The following is a 20,934-nucleotide window of genomic DNA, read 5'->3' as shown; positions in this document are numbered from 1 at the left end:
TTGTGAATCTCTCTCTGACGGTTGTGCACCTGGTGGCCAGGCTGCACGTGGATCTGGGCCGCTTGGCCGCGCAGTTGTGTCGCTGACGCCTGCGTCCGTCTCACCAGATCCCTTGATTGTCTTGGAGTTCCACCATGTCCTCACCCAGTTCGCGTAGCCGTGCCCTGAATCCGGTGCGCTGGTCGTTCGGCGTGCAGATCCTGCTCGGTCTCGCAGTCGGGATAGTCGCGGGCCTGCTGGCCCGCGCGACCGGCTCCGCCTGGCTCACCGGCACCCTGACTCAGGTCGGCAGCTTTTTCGTGCAGCTGCTCAAGCTCGCGGTGCCGCCGCTGGTGTTCACCGCGGTGCTGGTCAGCGTGGCCGGGCTGCGCCACGTCACGAACGCGGCGCGGCTGGCGGGCCGCACCCTGCTGTGGTTCATGGGCACCGCCCTGGTCGCGGTGGCGGTCGGCATCGTGCTCGGATTGCTCAGCAATCCCGGTCAGGGCGTCGACCTTTCGCTGGCCGGGGCCAAGGAGCCACAGTCCAAGGGCGGCTGGACCGATTTCCTCACCGGCATCATCCCCACCAACGTGATCGGCGCGTTCACCAACGGCAATGTGCTGCAACTGGTCTTCCTCGGCGCGGTGCTCGGTGTCGCCGCGCTGAAACTCGGCGAGGCCGCCAAACCGTTTCTCACCCTTGCCGAATCGGTGCTCGAGCTGGTGCAGAAGGCGCTGTGGTGGGTGATCCGGCTCGCTCCGATCGGCACCGCGGGGCTGATCGGCAAGGCGATCGCCAGCTACGGCTGGAATCTGCTGCGGCCGTTGGCCACCTTCACCATCGCGGTCTACGCGGGCTGCTTGATCGTGCTCGTCGTGGTGTACCCTGTGCTGTTGCGCGTCGTCGGCGGCGTCAACCCGCTGCGGTTCTATGCCAAGGCGTGGCCCGCCGTCGAATTGGCGTTCGTGTCTCGTTCCTCGATCGGCACGATGCCGCTGACCCAGCGGATGGTCACCGAGCGGCTCGGTGTCCCCAACGAATATGCCTCCTTCGCAGTGCCTTTCGGCGCGACCACCAAGATGGACGGCTGCGCGGCGGTGTACCCGGCCCTGGCCGCGATCTTCGTCGCCCAGGTCACCGGCACCCACCTCGACCTGCGCGACTACCTGCTGATCGCGTTCGTCTCGGTGGTCGGCTCCGCCGCCACCGCCGGACTCACCGGCGCGATCGTCATGCTGACCCTCACCCTGTCCACCCTCGGCCTCCCGCTGGCAGGCGCGGGCCTGCTGCTGGCCATCGACCCCATCCTCGACATGATCCGCACCGCAACGAATGTCGCGGGCCAGATGGTCGTCCCGGTCCTGGTCGCCAAGCGCGAAGGCATCCTCGACAAAGCGGCCTTCGACCAACCGGCCGCCCCACTCACCGCCGCCACCCCGCGCACCCCGGAGCCCGTCCCCGCGGCCGCCTGACGGGACGCGCTATTCGGCCGTCTCCGCGGGCGAATGTTTCTGGACACGCGATCACCAGGTAATGGTGGCGGCGGCAACTCGAACGATGCCGCCATCATTACCTGGTGATCAATTGTCCAGCTTGAGCCGGTCTGGTTCGTGCGGAAATTTGGGGGTTTCTGTTTCAGATAGTGGGGTGGGGGAAATATGGTAATTCGGGGTGTGGCGCGGCGCGATTGTCCGATACTGGGGTGATGGCGCAGCCGGGTGATATCGCGACGGACAATGGCTCGGAGCCCGCACTCGCGGGGCAGATCATCGTCGGCGAGCCCACGGCCGGGCGGCCGTCGAGCGTACTGATCGTGGGCGCGGGAATCGCGGGACTTGCTGCCGCACAGGCACTTCGCAAGCTCGGGCACCCGGTGACCGTGCTGGAGGCGCGGGCGCGGATCGGCGGGCGGATCTGGACCGACGCGGACGGGGTCGATCTGGGCGCGCACTGGATTCACGGTACCGAGGGAAACCCGCTCACCGAATTGGTCGAAGAACTCGAAATTCCCTACAGCTATGTCGGCGGGGACAGTTCGTACACCGGCGGATTCGACAGTCTGACATTGTTCGGCCCGGATCGGCTGATCGCACCGGCGCCGACGAAGAATCGTACGCTGGAACTCGCCGACAAAGTGCTGCACGAAATCGAGCAGCGTGCCGAAATCGCCCGAAGGCGCGGCCTTCCGGATATGCCGCTGGCGGTCGTGGTCGATCAGATCCTCGCCGAGGCGAGTTATGGCCACGACGACGAACAAGCGATTCGCTACCACCTCAACGTGATTCTGCGCGAAGACGTGGCCGAGGACCCGGGCAAGCTCTCGTTCAAGTTCTGGGAGGACGGCTATCGCCTGTACGGCTACGGCGACAGCGTGCTGCACGGCGGCTACCAGGCGGTGGTGGACGCGCTCGCCGACGGACTCGACATCGAGCGGGAGACCGTGGTGCGCCGGGTGGACCTCGGCGACGGCGCTGGGCCGGTGCGGGTGCTGACCGATCGCGGCCGGCGCGAGGCCGACAAGGTGCTGGTCACCGTGCCGCTCGGCGTGCTGAAAGCGAACGAGATCGAGTTCGTTCCCGCCCTGCCGGAGAACAAGCGCCGCGCCATCGACGCGCTCGGCTTCGGCACGCTCAACAAGATCGCCCTGCACTACGACGAAAGGTTCTGGCCCGCCGAGCAATACGTGTTCGGCTACCTGTGCCGAGAGACCGACAGCTATCCGACCGTCGTGATCAGCATGTGGAAGTCCCACGGCACACCGATCCTGGTGCTGCTGCTCGGGGCGTCACTGGGACGTGCGATGGAGAGCTGGTCCGACGCGCGGGTCGAGGACTACGCGAACACCGTGGTGCGCGACATCTTCGGCGCGGATACACCCGCGCCCAAGCATATTTCGCGCACGGCGTGGGCCTCGGACCCGTTCGCGCACGGGTCCTACGCGTGCATCGGCGTCGGCGCGTCCCCGCGTGATCTCGACACCCTCGCCGAACCGGTGGGCGGCCGCCTGTTCTTCGCGGGGGAGGCGACCAACAGCTTCCACTGGGGCTGTGTGCACAGCGCGTACGAGTCGGGACTGCGGGAGGCGGCGCGGATCGCCGACGCCCCGGCGATCTACAGCCCGCCCGCCACCGAGACCTCGCGCAGGCAGCGCCGCGACATCGAACGGATGAAGCGCTTCGCCCGAATGCGCATGAGCCACTTGAGTTTCGACCAGCTCCGGGAACGGGTGGCGTGCCTGGCCGACGGCGTCGATCCCTTCGGGGTGCGGCTGTTCGGCGCGCTCGTCGACGCCGATCTCGAGACCTTGGCGTCGATGTTCGACGAACTCGCCTATGGGCCGGGCGATCCGATCTGCCGGGAAGACGATGCCGCGCACGGGGTCTACGTCGTCGCCGCGGGCGAGGTCGAGGTGGACTTCGGCGGCATCTACGACCGCGCCGTGCTCGCGCGCGGCAGCGTGCTCGGCGGCCACGACCTGTTCTTCGACGCCAGAACCACGTCCGTCACGGCGGTGACCGACGTGCGCGCCTACTACCTGGATCACTACCGCTACAAGACGTTCCTCTACGCGTTCCCTGACGTCATGATGATGATGCTCGCCGATCTGGTCTGCCGGTGGGAGCAACTGGAGGATGTCCTCGGCGCCGAAACTCTCACCGGCGCCCGGCGTCTGCTGCGCGCCCGTCGCGCCGACGACCTCGCCTCCTGAGCTCGACGCCATACGCCCGTCGTCCGGGCGAGCTACCGCGGCAGCGTGATTTCGCCGTATAGGTGCCGAGTGTGCCCGTGCGGGCCGACAATTCGGGCATGCTGGACGGATGACCGTGCTCGTAGCACGCCGTTTATCCGATGTTAAATTCCGGATGGAATCGTCGCGGGCATTCTGGGCGGTAGTCATGGCACGCGGGCGAAAGGATTCTTCTCGATGCGAGGTAGAGCAGCTTTGGCGAGCGTATGCGCGCTCGGTGCACTCTTGTTCGCCGGCGCGCCGCCGGCCAACGCGTGGGGTGTGCAGGGGCACAACACCGTCGGCGCGATCGCCGACCTCCGGCTCGATCCCGTGGCACGGGACCAGGTGGGCAAGCTGCTGGCGGGCGAGGCGAATCCGACGCTGGCCGGCGTCGCCAATTGGGCCGACGAACTCCGCCGCGATGATCCGGACCTCGGGAAGCGCACGGCGCCATGGCATTACGTGAACATCGGGGAGAACGGCTGCGTCTACGACGCGGCGATCAACGGCAACAACGGCGACAATGTCGTCGACGCCCTGCGCGCGCAGACCAAGATCCTGGCCGACCGGTCGCGCTCGGACACCGACCGTGCGCAGGCGCTGAAGTTCGTCGTGCACTTCGTCGGCGACATCCACCAGCCGCTGCACGCCGGGTATGCCCGCGACCGCGGCGGCAACGAGTTCCACGTGACCTACCTCGGCCACGCCACCAACCTGCACTCGGTGTGGGACAGCCGGTTGCTCGACACCCGCCACGCCAGTGACGCCGAGGAATTGCGGCGCCTGCTCGCGTTGCCCGCGCCCGCCCTGCCGCCCGCGCAGCCGGACGCCGACCCGGTGCGGTGGGCCGAGGACAGCTGCCGGGTCGTGGACACGCCCGGCTTCTACCCCGCGTCGTCCACCATCGGCGACGAGTACACCCAGCAGTTCCTGCCGGTGGCTGAGACCCGGCTGCGCCTGGCGGGGGAGCGGCTCGGCGAGTTGCTGAACGCGGTGCTCGGCGCGCCGAGCCTGCTCGGTTCGGGGTCCGCGCGGCCCTGAGCCCGGCCTTCGTGCGCGCCCCACACCGGTTGCGGCGGTGTGGGGCGCGCGCGTCACGCGACGCTGTGCGCGATCAGACTGTTGGCGCAGTCGAGGACGGTCTGCTTTGCGGGCCGGGGCTGCCAGTCGAGCAGCCGCTTGGCCTTGTCGGTGCTGTGCTGGTTGCGGCGCCCGAGCGCGGGGGTGATCTCGCCGAGCGGCGCGTCGCTGAAGCGGGCGGCGAGCTTGACCGCGAAATCCGGGAGTTGGCGGGTGGACACCTGTTTGCCGCGCGGGCCGAGACCCTCGTGCAGGGTGCGCGCCATATCGCGCATCCAGGTGAATTCGCCGGTGGCGAGGAAACGTTCGCCCGCGGCGGCGGGCGCGGTCATCGCCTTGATGTGGATGTCGGCGAGATCGCGCACGTCCACGATCTCGAGCCCGATGCGCGGCACACCGGGCATCTTGCCGGACACCATGCGCCCGACGATGTCGACCGACCCCGTCGTGCCGGTGCTCAGGATCGGGCCGAACACCGCGCCCGGCAGCACCGTGGTGAGCTCGGTCGTGCCGTCGGTGGACGCGATGAAGTCCCAAGCCGCGCGCTCTGCAAGGGTTTTCGAGCGACGGTAGGGGATGAGTGTCGGGTCGTCGTGGTCGGTCCACAGCGTCTCGTCGGTGCACCCGTCGGTGGCATAGGACGAGGGGCTGGCCGCGTTCGCCGCGGACGTCATGACCACCCGGCGCACCCCGGCCGCGGTCGCGGCGCGCAGCACGCGCAACGCGCCGTCGCGGGCGGTCGCGAGCATGGCGTCGGGATCGCCCGCCGCGTTGATCCCGAGCGGCGACGCGACATGGAGCACGTAGTCGACATCGCGCACCGCGTCGGCCCAGCCGTCGTCGGCGGTCAGGTCGGCGACGGCGAAGCTCAACCGGCCCGCGGGATCGATGACCGTGGCGACGGCATCGATCACCGCCTGCTCCCGGTCGGGTCCGCGCACCGTGGTGCGTACGTCGTAACCGCGCTCGAGTAGCGACACGATGCACCACCCCGCGATATAGCCAGTTCCTCCGGTAACCAGAACGAGCTCACTCATGTCGTCCTCCACTGTCCGGTACGCTGTGCCAGAATGAAACGGAGACCCCTCCGCTAATGCCGCCCCAAGGTACCGGAGGGGCCTCCGTTTTTGCAAAGTGTTACGGATGGAGCGCTGACCTTGGTGAACTCGGCGAAGCAGGCCAGATCGGACGCGCGAACCAACCGTGCCCGCATCCTCGCCGCGGCCAGGGACGAGTTCGCCGCATCCGGTGGCGCGTCGCTCACCGCGATCGCCAAGCGGGCCGGTGTCGGCATCGGCACGCTCTACCGGCACTTCCCGAATCGCGAGGCGCTGATCGTCGCCCTGTACCGGCACGATCTCCAGGAACTCATCGACCTCGCGCCGACCCTACTGGACACCCGGCCGCCGCTGGTCGCGCTACGCCGGTGGCTCGACGAACTCGCCCGGTACGGGCACCTGAAATACGGTGTGGCCGAGGTCGTCCACGCGGCGACCGCGGGCGGCCTCGACGACGAGTACTACCGGCCGTTCGTCGACGCGATCGCCGGGCTGCTCGCGCCAGGCATCGCGGCAGGCCTGCTCAAGCCGGAGCTCGATCCCGAGGATGTGCTGCTGCAGTTGAGCGTGCTGTGGCGTATCGATCCGGACAACGGCGGCGCCGCGCGGGTGGCGCGCATCCTGGACCTGATCGTCGACGGTCTCCGCGTGAAACCCGATGCGAACCGGTGATTTTCGCCGATTCGCACCAGGCGGGCGCCGATCAAGTTGCCGCGGCGAACATTTCCCGCGCCGCACCGATCTGCCGCGCCAACGACTTCGGGTCCGGTGCCGGCTGCCGCACGATCGCGTCGACGCCGCGCAGGCCCGCCCGATCGAGCAGCCTCTTCTCGTTGGTCACCCATTCGCCGCGCGCCGCGAGAACCGCGTGCGCCGTGCTCATCGCGGCAGTGGCGATCGACCCGGCGACCGCGGTGACCTGGCCGCGCTGGACGTAGGCGGCCGCGGCGTAGCGCAGGGTCAGCGCGGCCCGGTCGCGCCAGAAGGGTGGTGCGGCGGCGCGTAGAGCCGCTGGGTAGTCGGGGCGAACAAGCTCGCCGTGCAGCACCCTGTTGACGGCCAGCTCGGCGACCACCAGATAGCTCGGTATGCCCGCGAGGTGGAACATCAGTGGCTCCCAATGGAATCGGCCCTGTTCGGCCTCGCGGAGTTCGTGCTCGACCACGTCGAGGTCGCGATAGTGCACATCGACCTCGCGGCCCTCGATGGTGAACCGGCCGCCGCCGTTGAAGACGCCACCGCCCCAGCCGCCGAGCTCGGATACCGCACCGTCCCAGCCGATCTCGCGCAATGCGGCGGGATCGAACGTGTCGCGGTAATAGATGGCGAGATCCCAATCGCTCGCCGGCGTGTGCGTGCCCTGTGCGCGGGAGCCGCCGAGCGTCACCGTGCCGACTCCGGGTAGTGCGGCCAGTCGTGCGGTGACCTGGGTGAGAAACTGTTCGTCGGTCACGGAGTTCCTTCGATCGGAGTGACGGATAGGGGCAGCGCCGCTCGCGCGCTGAAACCGCCTCGGCGGCAGCGCGGTGCGGGCGGACACGGCATCACTCCATGGCCTCGGAGCGTAGTGAACCACTGGCACACGGTCGAAGGATTTGCTCGGCACCGTTGCCGATACCGCAACAAAGTTTGCGCATTCGGTGCGCGCACCCGCAAGGTGGTCGCGGAGGTGGTGGTCATGGTGACTGAACAGCGGCAGGACGGCGGCGACGCGGTGGAGATCGGTAAGGACGCCGCCGGATCGAACGGTGCGCCGATGCCGGCGCGGCAGGCCGACGAGGACCCGTTCTCGGCGCGAAACGAGATGCGCGTCGGCGAGTTGGTCTGCGCCGAGCGCAGACACGGCCTGTGAAGCCCTCGGAGGTCCCTCAGGCCTCGGGCAGCGGAATCAGCTCCAGATGCTCGGCGGCCTTCGGTGTGGCGCAAGCGCTTCGGTCGCTCAGCAGGTTCACCCCGCCGCCGTGCGCTACCAGGAACTTCCCGCACACGCAGCGCAGATAGCGCACCGACCCGTGCCTGGAGACGAGCATCGGCGATGGCCAGGAGCAGGCGGGGCAGGCGGCGGACATGGGTGCTAAGCCTGGGTAGTGATCGGATGTATTGCAACCTTCGCGGCGGCGTGGCGCGCGATCTTTCTGGAAATACCCGCGATTCAGCGGATCGGGGCCGACTCCTGCACCCGTTCCACGGTGGCGGGAATCCGCCGCGGTCCGCCGAAGGGACTCCACCAGTTGGCCGGGCCCATCAGCTTCACCAGCGCGGGCACCAGCAGCATGCGCACCAGCGTGGCATCGATGAGCAGTGCGACGATCATGCCGAGACCCAGAAAACGCATGGGCGTCAATGGGGAAAGGGTGAACGCGCCGGTGACGATGACCAGCAGGGTGGCGGCCGCGGTGATGACCCTTGCGGTTTTGAGCGTGCCGATCCGCACCGCGGCGGCGGTGTCCGCGCCCGCGGCGTGCGCTTCCACCATGCGCGACAACAGGAAAACCTCGTAGTCGGTGGACAGGCCGAAGACGACCGCGATGATCAGCACGAGCATGCCCGCCGCGAGCGGTCCCGGGCTGACGCCGAGCACGCCGGCGAGGTGACCCTCGCCGAAGATCCAGGTGAGTACGCCGAAGGTGGCGGCAAGGCTGAGGAAGGCCATCGCGACCGCCTTGAGCGGCAATACGATCGAGCGGAACGCCGCCGCGAGCAGCAGCACCGTGGCGGCCACCATCACCAGGATCATCCACGGCATGCCCGCCACGATGGAGTGCACGCTGTCCAGGGTGGCGGCGGTGTCACCGCCGAAGCGCAGGGTCGTGCCGTCCGGCGCGGACAGCGCGCGCAGGCTTTCGACCGTCGCCGTTGCCCGTTCGCTGCGGTCGGTGGCGTCCAGGAAGACGTGGTAGACCACGAAGTCGTCGGCGCGCCCGACCTGGAGCACCTGCCGGACACCGTCGACCGCGCCGAGCGCGGTGTGCGCCGCGTCCACCGCCGCCGACTGCGGTGGGCCGTCCGTGCCGTGCAGGACGGCGGTGACACCGCTGCTCGCGGCAGGGAAGCCTGCGGTGAGTTCCTCGACGGTGGTACGCATCTCGTTGCCCGCGGGCAACGCGCGATGATCGATGTCGCCGAGCTTCGCCCCGCTCAGCGGCAGCGCCAGCAGCACGAGCACGACGCCGACCACGACGGTGACCAGGCCGGGGCGCCGCAGCACCGCGTCCACCACCCGGCCCCAGAAGCGTTCGGTCCGATCCTTTTCCGCCGCCTTGCCGATGCGCGCACCGAACAGCGCGAGCATCGCGGGGAGCACGGTCAGCGAAAGCCCCGCCGCCAGCGCGACCGCGGCGATCGCGCCGAATCCGAGCGAGCGCAGCACCGCCTGCGGGAACACGAAAGTGCCCGCGAAAGCACAGATCAGCAGCAGTGCCGAGAACGCGACGGTCCGGCCGGCGGTGGCGCAGGTGCGTTCGATCGCCGCGTCGAGTGCACGGCCGTTGGCGCGCTCCTCCCGGAATCTGGTCACCAGGAACAGCCCGTAGTCGATCGCCATGCCGAGGCCGAGCAGCGACGCGATATTCACCGCGAACGTGCTCACCTCGGTGAACTCGGTGAGCACGCGGATGGCGCCCATCGCGCCGAGCACCGCGAGCACGCCGACCGCCACCGGGAACGAGGCGGCGACCACGCCGCCGAACACCAGCACCAGGATCAGCAGCGTCAGTGGCAGCGAAAGGGATTCGGCCCGGACCAGATCGTGCTGGGACTGTTTGTTGATCTCGGTGGCCAGCGCACTGTAGCCGGACAACTTGGTGTCGATGCCGGGAACCCGAAGGGCGGCTTCGATATCCGGATACGCGGCGACGCGCCGGTTGTCGTCACCGGCCAGGTACACCGCGGCGATCGCCTGCCGGTTGTCCGATGAGCGCAGGAACTGCTTTCGCGGCGGCACGCTGTTCCAATAGGTTTCGACCGGTCGCTGCAGCAGCGCGGGGTCGATCCGGGCGAGCGAGTTCTGCACGGCCGGGCCGATGTCGTCGAGCGTTTGCCCGTCCGGTGCGGTGTAGAGCGCGATCGCGTCCGGGGTCTGCGGCCCGAAGTGCGCCCGCACCAGCCGGTCTACCGCGGCGGATTCGCTGTGCGGGTCGGTGAATCCGGCGGCGCTCACCTTGTCGGCGGTGTTCATGCCGAGCAGCCCGAACAGCAGCATCGCCCCGACCACCACCGCGAGCACGGTACGCGGCCGGGCGCTGACGAACCGTGCCCACGCGGTCATCGGGTCGGCGAATCTTGTGGCGCGAGTTCGGCTTCCAGCGTCTGGGCGATCCGGTCCAGCAGTGCCTCCAGCCGCGCTTCGATGCCGGCGCCGTTGCGCGCCGAGACCATCAGCTCGATCCGCCCGCCTACCTCGACCATGCCGAACAGCAGCGGCATCGATCCGGTGTGCTGCGGTAGCACCCGCATCGTGGTCGGTGTCCAGCCGGGCACGGCCAGCTCGTCGAGGTCGACCTTGCCCATGTGGGAGACCGTGGCGGAGACCATGTTCCGGTTGCATCGCGCGCCGAGCCAGTTACTCGCCCGCAGCACCGCGCGGATGACGGCGGGCGGGAACTTCGACAGCCCGCCGTTGTCCAGCTGGTTCAGCTCCCGCTTGTCCTGCAGGCCGGTGCGCATCTGGGCGCTCACCGCTTCCCAGCTCTCGCCCGGCCGCACGTCGAGGAACAGCGGCAGCGCGAGGTTGCCGGTGGAGCGCAGCGCCGGGTCGTGGCGGCGCAGATCGACCGGAACCATGAAGCGGGACTTCGCCCCGGTCGCCTCCGCCAGGATCGCCGAGACCCGCGCCACGATGCCCTTGCCGGTGGCGTCGATGGTGCGATGGCGCAGCAGCCAGCGCACCGCGTTCGGGTCCTGGCGGCCGGTGCCGATGGCGGACCGATAGGTCGGCAGCACCAACGTCTGCCTGCCCGGCGCGCCCACCTGTGCGACCAGTTCGGTGTCGGCGATCGCGTCCGGAGCGCCGAGCGGCTCGACACCGCGCAGCGCGCGCAGTACGTCGTCGGCCCACATCCGCATCCCCATGCCGTCCATCACGCCGTGGAACACCCGGAACACGATGGTCGTCTCGGCGCCGGTGAGCAGCAGCACCTCGGTGGTGCGCTCCGGGGTCGGCCCGATCGCACTGTTCAGCACCGCATCGTTTTCCAGTGCGCGGTAATCGAGCGTCCAGTCCGGCACCACCCGGACCGCGGCCGCGACACCGCTGTCCACCCAGTACTTTCCGTCGCGGACCAGCCGGGCGCCCGGGTTGGCGGCCGAGGCCACCTCGACGGCGCGCCGCAGCGCCTCCGGGTCGATCGTGCCCGCGCCGTGCACGGCCAGATGCATCAGGAACGGCGGTGTCACCTCACGGGTGAAGAAGTACAGCCGCTCGGTGGGCGAGATCTTCCTGCGGAAGACGGTGTCGTTGGTCATCAGTGCCTCCGATGGCGGCTTTCGTCGGGAGTCAGCGCAGGGCGCGGGTGAGTTCCACGGCCCCGCCCTGCTTTTCGAGCCAGGTCAGGAAGGTCGCCAGCCCGGTGTCGCGGTCGACGACGGGCTGATAGCCGAAATCGCGTGCGGCGGCGCCGGTGTCGTAGGTCGCGCTGCGGGTCATCAGCGCGACGGCGTAGCGCGAGAGCGGCGGCGACCAGCGGGTGGCCACCGCGGGAACGCGCCAGATGGTCTCGATGACGCCGACCACCGCGTTGATCACCTTGGGGTTGGGCTTGCGGCTCGGCGGCTGATAGCCGAGCCGCGTTGCCACCTCGCCGAGGAACGCCCACACGTTGGTCTGTTCGGCGTCGGCGATGAAGTAGGCCTTGCCGCCGACGGCTTCGGAGTTCGCCGCCTTGACGCACGCGTCGACGATGTTGTCCACGTGGCACAGCGAGGCGTACACCTCGCGCCCGAACGAGATGTCGGGCAGCTTGCCCGTGCCGGTGCGGCCGAGCAGCCGCACGATAGGCCCGGACCGGTCGCCCGCGCCCCAGATCGCCCGCGGCCGCAGCGCGCAGGTCCGGAAATTCGTGGTGTTCGCGGCCAATACGGCGCGCTCGGCGGCGGCCTTGGTCTCGGAGTACAGGTTGAGGTAGCGGCGCGGATACGGCACCGACTCGTCGATGTCGAGCTGGTCGCCGCCGTCGTAGTCCATCAGTGCGCTGGGGCTGGAGATGAATACGAACCGCGACGCGCCACCGCGGCGCGCGGCATCGAGCAGCAGCTCGGTGGCGCGGACGTTCTCCTGCCAGAACTGCGCGCGGGTGCCGCGCTCGTCCACCCTGGCCGCGCTGTGGAATACGATGTCGACCCCGCTGGTGGCCTGCACCAGCGACGCGGCGTCGGTGAGGTCGCCGTAGACCAGTTGCACCTTGTCCACGTCGGGGCCGAGGTCGGCCAGATTGCTGGTGCGCCGCACCAGAATCGACACGTCGTGCACACCGTCGCGGACCAGCCTGCGCACCAGCGCCCCGCCGAGAAAGCCGGACGCGCCCGTGACCAAAACCTTGCTCATTGCGTTCGCCACCAAGTCATTCCGAAGATCTGGGTCAATACTGCCGTTTCGAGCGGGGACCGCCCCGACCCCCGCGCCGCGCGCAACGCGGGCCGGATCTGCGCGGCGTGCACCACGATGCTGAGAAACGCATCGATCCACCACGCCGCGCGCAACAACCGGTTCGCGGGCACCCGGTCCTGCGCCAGCGCGACGAGTCCGCCCGCGAGATATATCCAGCCGAGCACCGGAATCGCCCGCAGCGCGAGGGTCTTCACGCTCATGCCGATGCTCCCAGCTGCTTGGCCGCCCATTGCGCGAGCTGCTCGCGGCCGATCTTGGCGTTGTGCCGGATATCGACCGGGAAGCCGGGATGGATCAGGAAATCGGTGATCGACGCGGTGAGCTCGGACTCGGATCCGCGTGTCCGCAGTGCCGCCCCGACCGCGGCGCCATCGGCATCGGCGTCCAGTTCGACGCACAGCACCGGGCGCTGGGCACCCTTGGCGCCGACCCCGACCAATGCCGTCCGTGCCACGCCCGCAACGGTATTGAAGATCTGTTCTACCTGCACGGTGAACATCGGTCCAGCGGCGGTGTCCACCCGCTGACTCTTGCGCCCGCAGAACCAGATCCGGCCGAGGTCGTCGATCCAGGCGAGATCGCCGGTGCGGTGCCAGATCCGGTCCCCGTCGACGATCTTGCCCTGCCGGTTGGCCGACTCCGGCCAGTAGTAGTGCGTACTGACATTCGGCCCCGCGACGACGAGTTCGCCGATGCCACGGGAGTGTTCGAGCTCGCCGGCCAATTCCTCGACCCGCGCCCAGTCCGGGAGCGCGTCGTCGGTGATGGCGACGATCCTGGCGTCGATCCGATCGGCGGGCCGTCCGATGCAGGTGCCCTCGCCGCGGTGGGTCCGCTCGACCAGACCGTCGAACAGTTCGCGGGACTCGATGAGCGACATGGGCAACGCCTCGGTGGACCCGTACCCCGCGTAGATCTGTACATCCTCGCTGAGCGCCGCGCGCAACCCCGCGATGCACCAGTCGGGCACCGGCGCGCCACCGGAGTAGATGCTGGCCAGCGTCTTCAGCTCGTTCGGCTGCTGCTCGAGGTGGCGCAGCAGCGGGATCAGCAGCGCGGGGGAGGCGAACATCGTTCGCACGCCGAAGGTTTCGATGGCGTGCGCGACATGCGCCGGGTCGGTCGAGCCGACCTTGCTCGGGATCAACGGCGGCAGCACGCACCGCGAGCCGAGCAGCAGATCGAGAATGCCGACCAGCGGCAGGGTGATCAGCGAGGTGTCCGGCGCGATCTCGCCGCGCGCGGTGTGCACCTGGTCGATCATCGACGCCAGATTGCCGTGGGTCAGCTCCACCGCCTTGGCGGGTCCGGTACTGCCCGTGGTGAATCCGATGACCAGCACGTCGTCGGGGTCGGCGGGGGTCCGGTCCGCGCCGGTCCGGCTCGGTGTGGTGCCCCAATCGGCCAGCTTCGCACCCCGCCAGAACCAGCGCCTGCCCACCGTCACCGTGGTGCGCACCTTGCGGAAGCTGCGCCGGAACAGCACGCGCACCGCGTGCGCGGGCGGGATGCCGATGAACGCCTCCGCCTCGACCGCGCGCAGGCAGTGCACCATCTTGCGCAAGCCCATGCCGGGGTCGATCACCACCGGCACGGCGCCGATCTTCAACAGCGCGAACAGAATCGCGTACAGCTCGGGGCTCGGTAGCACGAGCACGATGGTGCGCGTGCCCGACCCGACGCCCGCCTCGGTGAGCCGTTCGGCGATGGTCTCGGACCAGTCGTCGAGCTCGCGGTAGCTCACGTGCCGGTAGGCCGGCAGGCCCGCGGCATCCGTGCCGTCCGGGTAGATGACGGCCGCACGATCCGGTTCCGTGCGCGCGAACGCACGGAACCGGTCGATGGCCTGCCAATAGGTGGCCGAGGTCACGCAGTCGCCCCGGCGAGCGCGGGCAACCGGTACAGCACCGCCGCCGCCGAAGGACCGGCGCCCGCGGCGACGAACAGCACGTGGCTGAACTCGCGCAGCGTCTCGTCCACGATCGCGCGGTGGTAGGCCTGCGGCAGGGAGGCGGTGTGCGGGTCGCCGTCGGTGAGGTCGGGGGTGCGGACCGCGTCCTCGTCGATGCCGAGCGCGTCGGCGAGTTGCACGGGGAACTCGGCGGTCGGCGTGGACGCGATCAGGGCGGTGCCGGCCAGGTCGCGGTGTCCGGCCTCGTTGAGGGCGGCCAGCGCGGCCTCGACCGCGACGTTCAGCAGCCGCGCGGCGAAGTCGGGTTCCCGCTCGACCGTCATCAGGCCGCGCCCGACGCTGCCCATCGTCGCGGTGTCGACGTAGGCCTCGATCGCGGGTGTGCCCTCGCCGTTGACAGTGTGCACCCGGCCGAAGCCCTCCGGCTCGTCGGTGCGCTCCAGCAGCAGCGCGGCACCCGATGCGGCATAGGGGAAGTCGTCGGTGGCGGCCTTGCGGGTCATCGACGGATGTGCGTCGCCCGCGACGATCAGCACGTGTTCGGCGCTGCCCGTCTCGAGGATCGAGGTGGCGACGCCGACCGCGTTGAGCACGCCGGTCGCGCCGTTCATCAGGTCGAAGGAGAAGGTCCGCGGATCGTCCTTGGCGTATTCGAGGCCGATGCCCGCCGCCTTCTGGATCAGCGCGGACACCGCGGGTTCCACGGTGTTGGAGTCACGGAACACCCCGGCGTTGATCAGCACGCCGACCTGATCGGGCCGCACGCCGGCCCGCTCCAGGCTCTGCTTGGCGGCACGGCCGCTGTTCTCCACGCTGCTGTTGGTGTCCTCGGCGCGGCTGACGCCGGTGGATTTGATGCGAACGCCCATGGCTGACCTCAGACCTTCAGAGACGAGATGGTGGTGGACAGGAAGCCGGTCACGATGCCGGAGGCGGCCGGGATCATCAGCAGCTTCGAGCCCGCCGGAATGTTCTGCTCGCTGAGTTGGTCGTGCAGAACGATGAAATGCGAAGTGGTGGAGGTATTTCCGTACTTCTCGATGACCCGCAGATCGGGCGGCATCGGGGCGCCGAACTCGCGCTCGCAGATGGCGTTCATCCACGGGATCGCGGCGGCGCCGAACTGGTGGTGGATGACGTAGTCGAACTTCTCGTCGGCGAAGGTGCGCCCCCGCGCCTCCAGATAGTTGATCTGGCTGTTGGTGCCCAACAGGAAGCGGTCTTCGTTGTGCATCTTGCGGTTGTCGGTGTACAGCGCAACACCCTGGCTCTTGTCGCTCGGCATGCCGAGACACAGGTGCGAGTACTCCGACGCGGTCATCAACTCGATGTAGTGGATCTTGTCGTTGTCGTCCACGGCCTGATCGAGCACGACCGCGGCGCCCGAGTCGCCCACCGACAGCGACGCGAACTGCAGATCGTATTTCTCGGAAATCTCCGCGACCGCGGTGTCCGCGATCGGAGTAATGGCCTCACCGCTGACCACCATGCCGTTGCGCACGGCGCCGGAGCGGATCATCCGATCGAGAATGTAGGTACCCGTGAGCATTCCGGCGCAAGCGTTGGAAACGTCGAAGGTAATGGCGTTCTTCGCACCGATAAGGCGGCTTATCGAGCCGGCGAACGACGGCTCCATGTACATGCGGGTGGCGTGGTTGCTCCGCGTGATCGAGGTGGAGATGATCACGTCGAGTTCTGCCGCTTCGTATCGTGACCTGGAAAGACAATCCTGCGCGGCGTTCATCGCGATCGCGAACGAGTCCTCGTAGGACTCCGGCCGGGTGTCGTGCACGCGGCGTTCCTTGACGCCCGTGATTTTCTCGAGATCGAACGACGGTGGTTCCTTCAACCGGGAGAGCAGCTCCTGGGTGGTCACGACATTCGCGGGCAGATAGGCGCCGATGGATTCGAATCGAGAATGCGACACGCGCGCTCCTGAAATCGTTGAGAATATACGGTTCCGGGATCGTCTTCGATCTTCGGTGGATCGGACACTACCCGACGGTAACAACAAGCGCTCTGGTCCACATGTCCAGCTGCGCATGCATTTTCGAGTACATGTTCCGTGAGGTATCACTAACTGGTGACCGACTGGCTAAGGCGTGTCGACAGTGTCGTGCGGGGGTAAATTTCGGTGCTTGCCAATGGGTTTGGCTCCAACAACCCCCGGCTGGACCGATCGTTCCATGGGGCCATCGGCGGCGTTGTGGCAAACATGTAGTTAACGTACTTGAATTGGCGCGTCGCTGGGTGCGGGTATGGGTTGGATGTGAGTGACTTCACTGCGAGTCATGCGGGAACGATGGCCGGAAAGTGTCCGGGTGGCATCACCTGTCATGTCATCAACTGCGTTGCGGCCGAAGGGAACCCGTGTGCTGCGCGGGTTCGTGCCTGGTGCGCGCGACCCGGGATACATCGGATGAATTATCGCTCAGGGCTGTGATTCGGCCGAAGAGCGTACGCGGGCAACATTTTCCAGCACGGTCGCGGCGTGCTCATCGAATCGTTCTCGGGATACTGGGATCTCGCCGTCCAGCCACGGCCGGTAGAGATAGGCCAGCGCGCCGAAGATGGCGCTGGCGTTGAGTGCGTTGTCGAGCTCGTCCGGTACGGGATTGGTGTAGTCGCCGGCGCCGATCGTCAATGCGATCGGCGCCGTGAATAACCCGATCAGCTGATTGGCGCGTGGCATGAGCACCGGGGTGGCCTGCGATTCGATGAACATGATCCGGCCGCGGCGGCGGTCCTCGGTGAGGTAGTCGGTGAACACGGCGACCAGGTGCCGGAACATGGCGGCGCGGTCGATGGGTGCCGAGGGTAGCGCCGCGAGTAGTCGGTCGCGGGCGCCGAGCACAACGGTGTCCAGCACGGTGGTGAGCAGCGCGTCGAGGTTGGGGAAACTCTCGTAGAAGTAGCGCTCGGTGAGTCCGGCCTGTCGGCATACTCCGCGCATCGAGGTTTCCGCCGCGCCGACCGTCGCCATCAGTTCGGTGCACGCCTCGATCAGCTGGTCGCGGCGCATACCGACCCGAGCGGCGGGTGACCGGCCGCGCCAGCGGCGCATTCCCGGGATCGCTCCGTCGTCTTCGGCGGCCATGGCGCCATCTTCTCACAGCCTGGTCACGGAGATCGAGTGATGTTGACAGCAGTTGATGTCATCAATAGATTGCGAGAACGCTTGTGCTTCGCCGATCAGAGATGAGGATGCGAGATGGGCTCTACTGGCTACGTCGATCAGCCGCAGGTGCGTCGCACATGCGCCGTGACCCTCGAGTTCGGTACGGGCCCAGCAGCTTTCCGCTCCGGCGAGCCGACGGTCACGCCTCGTGTCGGACAGCGCCGACCGGTGGCAGCGGCCGTGCAGCACCCTGCGATGCTGCCCGAGACATTACCGCAGCCACTGCGCCGCAACGGTTTCGAGGTCGTGGTCGACCAGATCGAAGCCGAAGCCGAAGAGGTGGTTGGCCTGTGGCTCCGCGATCCCGACGGTGGTTCGCTGCCCGCGTGGACGCCCGGCGCGCATGTCGAGCTGTGCCTGCCGTCGGGCCTGCTGCGCCACTATTCGCTGACCAACGACCCGGCCGAGCGTGAGCACTACCGAATCGCGGTGCGCTACATCAAAAATGGTGCGGGTGGCTCGCGTGAGATACACGAGCGGCTGCGCGTCGGTGACCGGTTGTCGATCCGAGGTCCGCGCAACGCCTTTCCGCTTCTCGCGGCGACCCGTTATCTGTTCGTCGCCGGTGGGATCGGCATCACGCCGATCCTGCCGATGGTCGGCGCCGTCGAGCGCGCCGGAATACCGTGGCGGCTCATGTATTTCGGCCGTTCGCGCAGCCGGATGCCGTTCCTGTGCGAACTGGCCCGGCTCACCGGCGGCGACGTGGTGGTGCGGCCCGATGACGAATACGGCATGCCCGATCCGCGCATGATCTTCGCGCAGACCCCCACCGGCGCCGCGGTTTACGTCTGCGGCCCGCCCGTGCTCGCCGAGGCGGGCCGGGAACTGCTGGCCCTGCACGATCCCACCGCCACGGTGCACACCGAACGTTTCGCCCCGGTACCGATGCGGGACAACGCATCCCAATGAGCCTGTGAACTCGGCGATCAACGATGCTCGCCGAGTTCGCGGGGCTGAAACGATGTGACCCGGTGTCCGTCAGTGCGGGAAGATGCCGGGCAGCTCCAGTGCGTAGGCCAGATCGGTGCGCGTGCCGAGGGTGGTCAGCAGCACCCGGATCATGGTGAGCCGTGCCTCGGCGACGGTCGCCGGATCGGGCTCGGCGCCCGGTGCGGTGCCCGCGGAGATCCGGTAGACGACGTATTCGCAGACATGCAGGGCCGCGTCGAGGTCGAGCGGGCTCGGGACCGGGCGGCCCAGCTCGGTGAAGGTCGCGCGGACCAGTTCGCGGATGTCGTCGAGCGCGCGTTCGCGGTAGGCGGAGACCGGTGAGGCCGGGTCGTGCAGCTCCGCGAACAGCGGCCGCAGCATCGCGCCGTGCCCGCCCGCCCAGGCCAGATAGGCGTCGATCAGCCGGATGCCCAGCTCAACGGGCTCATCGGTGCCGGTGAGCGCCTGCGCGATGCCGTCGACCAACCCGGCGTTCGAGGATTCCAGCAGCACGTGCAGCGGCTCGGTCGCGTTGCCGAAGTAGCGGTAGAAGGTCGGCCGGGCCAGCCCGGCCCGCTCGATGATCTGGGCGACGCTCAGGCCGCGAGAACCGTTGCGGGTGAACACTTCCGCGGTGGCGAGCACGATCCTGGCCCGGATCTCCTCGGCCTGTTCTCTGGTCTGCGGCGGGCGACCGCGCCGCGTGGTCGTCTCGGTCACGACGCGGCGCCACTCCCATGGTGCTGCCTCACAATCGGCAGCCTGCCATGTCTGTGTCCCATGACGAACAGCTTGACACGAAGCGCGGCACGCCCATTAATCTAACACCAGTGTTCAGTTAATGAAGCACCCATCGAGAGGGCCGACGATGACCACCGCCTCCCCGCTGGCCGCCGCCGACGCGCTGCCGTCGGCACTGGTCCAGCCGTTGCTCGCGCGCGCGGTCGCGGGCGGCGCGCCCGCCGTCGAGGTGTTGGCACCCGCCACCGGCCGCAAGATCGCCGATCTGCCGCAGTCCTCGGTCGCCGATATCGACCGGGCCTTCGCCAGCGCGCGGGCGGCCCAGCGGGAGTGGGCCCGCCGTCCGATCCGGGAGCGAGCCGCGGTGCTGCGCCGGTTCCACGACATCGTGCTCGCCGAGCAGGACGTCGTGCTCGACATCGTGCAGACCGAGACCGGTAAGTCCCGCGCGCACGCCTTCGACGAGGTCGGCGACGTCGCGGTCAACGCCAGGTATTACGCGCAGGTCGCCGCGAAGCTGCTGGCCACCCGCAAGCCGCGCGGGGTGCTGCCGGTGCTGACCAGCGTCGATGTGCGGCACCGTGCGAAGGGCGTGGTCGCGGTCATCTCACCGTGGAATTATCCGCTCGCCCTTGCCGTTTCCGACGCGCTGCCCGCCCTGGTCGCGGGCAACGCGGTGGTGGCGCGGCCGGACAACCAGACCGCGCTCGCCGCGCTGTGGGCGATCGACGCCGCCGAACGGGCCGGACTGCCTAAGGGCCTGTGGCAGGCGGTGCTCGGGCGCGGGTCGGTGATCGGCGCCGAGGTGATCGGTCGTGCCGACTATGTCGACTACACCGGGTCCAGCGCCACCGGGCGCACCATCGCGCGGCAGGCGGGCGAGCGGCTCATCGGCTACTCGCTCGAACTCGGCGGGAAGAACCCGCTGGTGGTGCTGGCCGACGCCGACGTGCCGCGCGCCGCGAAGATCGCCATCCGCGCTTGCTTCGCCTCGGCCGGGCAGCTGTGCGAATCGATGGAGCGAATCTATGTGCACGAGAAGGTCTATGACCAGTTCGTCAGCGAATTCGTCGGGCACGTGCGGCAGATCGTGCTCGGCGCCGACCTGAACTACGACAGTGACATGGGCTCGCTCACCTTCCCGCGTCAATTGGACACGGTGCGAGCGCATGTCGAGGACGCGGTGGCCAAGGGCGCGACGGTGCTCGCCGGCGGCCGTGCCCGGCCCGACCTCGGGCCGTACTTCTACGAGCCGACCGTGCTGAGCGGGGTGCGCCCCGGCATGACGGTGTACCGCGAGGAGACCTTCGGCCCGGTCGTCTCGATCTATCGGGTCGGCAGTGACGACGAGGCGGTCGAGCAGGCCAACGACACCGCCTACGGCCTCAACGCCAGCGTCTGGACCAGGGACACCGAGCGCGGTCGCGCGGTCGCGGCCCGGATCAACGCCGGTTCGGTGAACGTCAACGAGGGCTTCATCGCGGCATGGGGCAGCGCCGACGCGCCGTCGGGCGGGCTCGGTATCTCCGGCACCGGTCGTCGACACGGGCCGGAGGGCCTGCTGAAATACATCGACACCCAGACCATCGCGGTCCAGCGGGTGCTGCCGATCGCGCCGCTGCCCGGCATGTCCGAGCAGCTGTGGGCCAAGACCATGACGTTCTACTTCGGCGTCATGAAAACACTGCGCCAGAAGTGACTTCCGGCGGCATCGAC

At 68.5% G+C, this 20,934-nt stretch carries 19 protein-coding genes; 7 read left to right on the top strand and 12 right to left on the bottom strand.

Annotated features, from left to right (window positions below; all coding sequences use genetic code 11):
* The first annotated feature begins 134 nt into the window (after positions 1-134).
* The 3 genes from F5X71_RS22200 (at position 135) to F5X71_RS22190 (ending at position 4,753) form a co-directional block, all read left to right on the top strand.
* Positions 135-1,454 (top strand): dicarboxylate/amino acid:cation symporter, encoded by a 1,320-nt coding sequence (locus F5X71_RS22200; RefSeq protein ID WP_167463780.1) that lies wholly within the window; start codon positions 135-137, stop codon positions 1,452-1,454.
* A 233-nt stretch (positions 1,455-1,687) separates the two neighbouring features.
* Positions 1,688-3,691 carry an FAD-dependent oxidoreductase gene (locus F5X71_RS22195; RefSeq protein ID WP_167463779.1) on the top strand — a complete coding sequence of 668 codons (2,004 nt, stop codon included), beginning with the start codon at positions 1,688-1,690 and terminating at the stop codon, positions 3,689-3,691.
* Positions 3,692-3,907: 216 nt separating this feature from the next.
* A complete protein-coding gene (locus tag F5X71_RS22190; protein WP_167463778.1) occupies positions 3,908-4,753 on the top strand; it encodes a S1/P1 nuclease in 846 nt (281 codons plus the stop codon).
* Between the two features lie 53 nt (positions 4,754-4,806).
* Here F5X71_RS22190 and F5X71_RS22185 read toward each other — a convergent pair whose 3' ends face one another.
* On the bottom strand, positions 4,807-5,829 hold the full coding sequence (locus tag F5X71_RS22185; protein ID WP_167463777.1) for an NAD-dependent epimerase/dehydratase family protein: 1,023 nt from the start codon (positions 5,827-5,829) through the stop codon (positions 4,807-4,809).
* Between the two features lie 123 nt (positions 5,830-5,952).
* Here F5X71_RS22185 and F5X71_RS22180 point away from each other — a divergent pair, with 123 nt between their 5' ends.
* A complete protein-coding gene (locus tag F5X71_RS22180; protein WP_167463776.1) occupies positions 5,953-6,522 on the top strand; it encodes a TetR/AcrR family transcriptional regulator in 570 nt (189 codons plus the stop codon).
* 31 nt (positions 6,523-6,553) lie between these two features.
* Here the strand turns inward: F5X71_RS22180 and F5X71_RS22175 are convergent, their stop codons facing one another.
* Complete coding sequence (locus tag F5X71_RS22175; RefSeq protein ID WP_167463775.1) at positions 6,554-7,303, bottom strand: nucleotidyltransferase domain-containing protein; 750 nt, start codon at positions 7,301-7,303, stop codon at positions 6,554-6,556.
* Positions 7,304-7,528: 225 nt separating this feature from the next.
* Here F5X71_RS22175 and F5X71_RS22170 point away from each other — a divergent pair, with 225 nt between their 5' ends.
* Positions 7,529-7,702 (top strand): hypothetical protein, encoded by a 174-nt coding sequence (locus tag F5X71_RS22170; RefSeq protein ID WP_167460073.1) that lies wholly within the window; start codon positions 7,529-7,531, stop codon positions 7,700-7,702.
* Between the two features lie 16 nt (positions 7,703-7,718).
* On the opposite strand, the gene F5X71_RS22165 is transcribed toward F5X71_RS22170, so the two are convergent.
* The 9 genes from F5X71_RS22165 to F5X71_RS22125 all read right to left on the bottom strand — a co-directional run bounded on the left by F5X71_RS22165 (position 7,719) and on the right by F5X71_RS22125 (position 17,463).
* On the bottom strand, positions 7,719-7,919 hold the full coding sequence (locus tag F5X71_RS22165; protein ID WP_167463774.1) for a hypothetical protein: 201 nt from the start codon (positions 7,917-7,919) through the stop codon (positions 7,719-7,721).
* Positions 7,920-8,002: 83 nt separating this feature from the next.
* Positions 8,003-10,117 carry an MMPL family transporter gene (locus F5X71_RS22160; protein ID WP_167463773.1) on the bottom strand — a complete coding sequence of 705 codons (2,115 nt, stop codon included), beginning with the start codon at positions 10,115-10,117 and terminating at the stop codon, positions 8,003-8,005.
* Positions 10,114-11,313: a peptide synthetase gene (locus tag F5X71_RS22155; RefSeq protein WP_167463772.1), complete on the bottom strand. Its 1,200-nt coding sequence runs from the start codon at positions 11,311-11,313 to the stop codon at positions 10,114-10,116. Before F5X71_RS22155 ends, F5X71_RS22160 begins: the two co-directional genes overlap by 4 nt.
* A 31-nt stretch (positions 11,314-11,344) precedes the next feature.
* Positions 11,345-12,391 carry an NAD-dependent epimerase/dehydratase family protein gene (locus F5X71_RS22150; RefSeq protein ID WP_167463771.1) on the bottom strand — a complete coding sequence of 349 codons (1,047 nt, stop codon included), beginning with the start codon at positions 12,389-12,391 and terminating at the stop codon, positions 11,345-11,347.
* Positions 12,388-12,654 carry a hypothetical protein gene (locus tag F5X71_RS22145; RefSeq protein WP_167463770.1) on the bottom strand — a complete coding sequence of 89 codons (267 nt, stop codon included), beginning with the start codon at positions 12,652-12,654 and terminating at the stop codon, positions 12,388-12,390. The genes F5X71_RS22150 and F5X71_RS22145 overlap by 4 nt, the downstream gene beginning before the upstream one ends.
* Positions 12,651-14,324, bottom strand: a complete 1,674-nt coding sequence (locus F5X71_RS22140; RefSeq protein WP_167463769.1) for a fatty acid CoA ligase family protein — start codon at positions 14,322-14,324, stop codon at positions 12,651-12,653. Before F5X71_RS22140 ends, F5X71_RS22145 begins: the two co-directional genes overlap by 4 nt.
* A complete protein-coding gene (locus F5X71_RS22135; RefSeq protein ID WP_167463768.1) occupies positions 14,321-15,235 on the bottom strand; it encodes a hypothetical protein in 915 nt (304 codons plus the stop codon). Before F5X71_RS22135 ends, F5X71_RS22140 begins: the two co-directional genes overlap by 4 nt.
* Before the next feature lie 8 nt (positions 15,236-15,243).
* Positions 15,244-16,293 (bottom strand): 3-oxoacyl-ACP synthase III family protein, encoded by a 1,050-nt coding sequence (locus F5X71_RS22130; RefSeq protein WP_167466639.1) that lies wholly within the window; start codon positions 16,291-16,293, stop codon positions 15,244-15,246.
* Positions 16,294-16,797: 504 nt separating this feature from the next.
* The gene (locus F5X71_RS22125; RefSeq protein ID WP_167463767.1) at positions 16,798-17,463 is read right to left on the bottom strand and encodes a TetR/AcrR family transcriptional regulator; all 666 of its coding nucleotides are present in this window, start codon (positions 17,461-17,463) and stop codon (positions 16,798-16,800) included.
* Positions 17,464-17,724: 261 nt separating this feature from the next.
* On the opposite strand from F5X71_RS22125, the gene F5X71_RS22120 reads away from it, so the two are divergent.
* Positions 17,725-18,456: a ferredoxin reductase gene (locus tag F5X71_RS22120; protein ID WP_167463766.1), complete on the top strand. Its 732-nt coding sequence runs from the start codon at positions 17,725-17,727 to the stop codon at positions 18,454-18,456.
* Between the two features lie 69 nt (positions 18,457-18,525).
* Here F5X71_RS22120 and F5X71_RS22115 read toward each other — a convergent pair whose 3' ends face one another.
* Positions 18,526-19,197 (bottom strand): TetR/AcrR family transcriptional regulator, encoded by a 672-nt coding sequence (locus F5X71_RS22115; protein ID WP_167463765.1) that lies wholly within the window; start codon positions 19,195-19,197, stop codon positions 18,526-18,528.
* Positions 19,198-19,345: 148 nt separating this feature from the next.
* Here F5X71_RS22115 and F5X71_RS22110 point away from each other — a divergent pair, with 148 nt between their 5' ends.
* Entirely contained in the window at positions 19,346-20,917 is a 1,572-nt protein-coding gene (locus F5X71_RS22110) for a succinic semialdehyde dehydrogenase (protein ID WP_167463764.1), read from the top strand.
* The last annotated feature ends 17 nt before the right edge of the window (positions 20,918-20,934 follow it).

Origin of the sequence: Nocardia brasiliensis, from assembly GCF_011801125.1 — a bacterium.
Taxonomy (GTDB): domain Bacteria; phylum Actinomycetota; class Actinomycetes; order Mycobacteriales; family Mycobacteriaceae; genus Nocardia; species Nocardia brasiliensis_C.
This window is presented reverse-complemented; position numbering and strand designations above follow the sequence as displayed.

What these genes read in the sequence shown, in the direction of transcription:
- F5X71_RS22155 (WP_167463772.1), bottom strand. Translation starts at nt 11,313, where the DNA reads ATGACCAACGACACCGTCTTCCGCAGGAAGATCTCGCCCACCGAGCGG.
- F5X71_RS22135 (WP_167463768.1), bottom strand. Translation starts at nt 15,235, where the DNA reads ATGGGCGTTCGCATCAAATCCACCGGCGTCAGCCGCGCCGAGGACACC.
- F5X71_RS22125 (WP_167463767.1), bottom strand. Translation starts at nt 17,463, where the DNA reads ATGGCCGCCGAAGACGACGGAGCGATCCCGGGAATGCGCCGCTGGCGC.
- F5X71_RS22145 (WP_167463770.1), bottom strand. Translation starts at nt 12,654, where the DNA reads ATGAGCGTGAAGACCCTCGCGCTGCGGGCGATTCCGGTGCTCGGCTGG.
- F5X71_RS22195 (WP_167463779.1), top strand. Translation starts at nt 1,688, where the DNA reads ATGGCGCAGCCGGGTGATATCGCGACGGACAATGGCTCGGAGCCCGCA.
- F5X71_RS22160 (WP_167463773.1), bottom strand. Translation starts at nt 10,117, where the DNA reads ATGACCGCGTGGGCACGGTTCGTCAGCGCCCGGCCGCGTACCGTGCTC.
- F5X71_RS22150 (WP_167463771.1), bottom strand. Translation starts at nt 12,391, where the DNA reads ATGAGCAAGGTTTTGGTCACGGGCGCGTCCGGCTTTCTCGGCGGGGCG.
- F5X71_RS22200 (WP_167463780.1), top strand. Translation starts at nt 135, where the DNA reads ATGTCCTCACCCAGTTCGCGTAGCCGTGCCCTGAATCCGGTGCGCTGG.
- F5X71_RS22165 (WP_167463774.1), bottom strand. Translation starts at nt 7,919, where the DNA reads ATGTCCGCCGCCTGCCCCGCCTGCTCCTGGCCATCGCCGATGCTCGTC.
- F5X71_RS22110 (WP_167463764.1), top strand. Translation starts at nt 19,346, where the DNA reads ATGACCACCGCCTCCCCGCTGGCCGCCGCCGACGCGCTGCCGTCGGCA.
- F5X71_RS22170 (WP_167460073.1), top strand. Translation starts at nt 7,529, where the DNA reads ATGGTGACTGAACAGCGGCAGGACGGCGGCGACGCGGTGGAGATCGGT.
- F5X71_RS22190 (WP_167463778.1), top strand. Translation starts at nt 3,908, where the DNA reads ATGCGAGGTAGAGCAGCTTTGGCGAGCGTATGCGCGCTCGGTGCACTC.
- F5X71_RS22185 (WP_167463777.1), bottom strand. Translation starts at nt 5,829, where the DNA reads ATGAGTGAGCTCGTTCTGGTTACCGGAGGAACTGGCTATATCGCGGGG.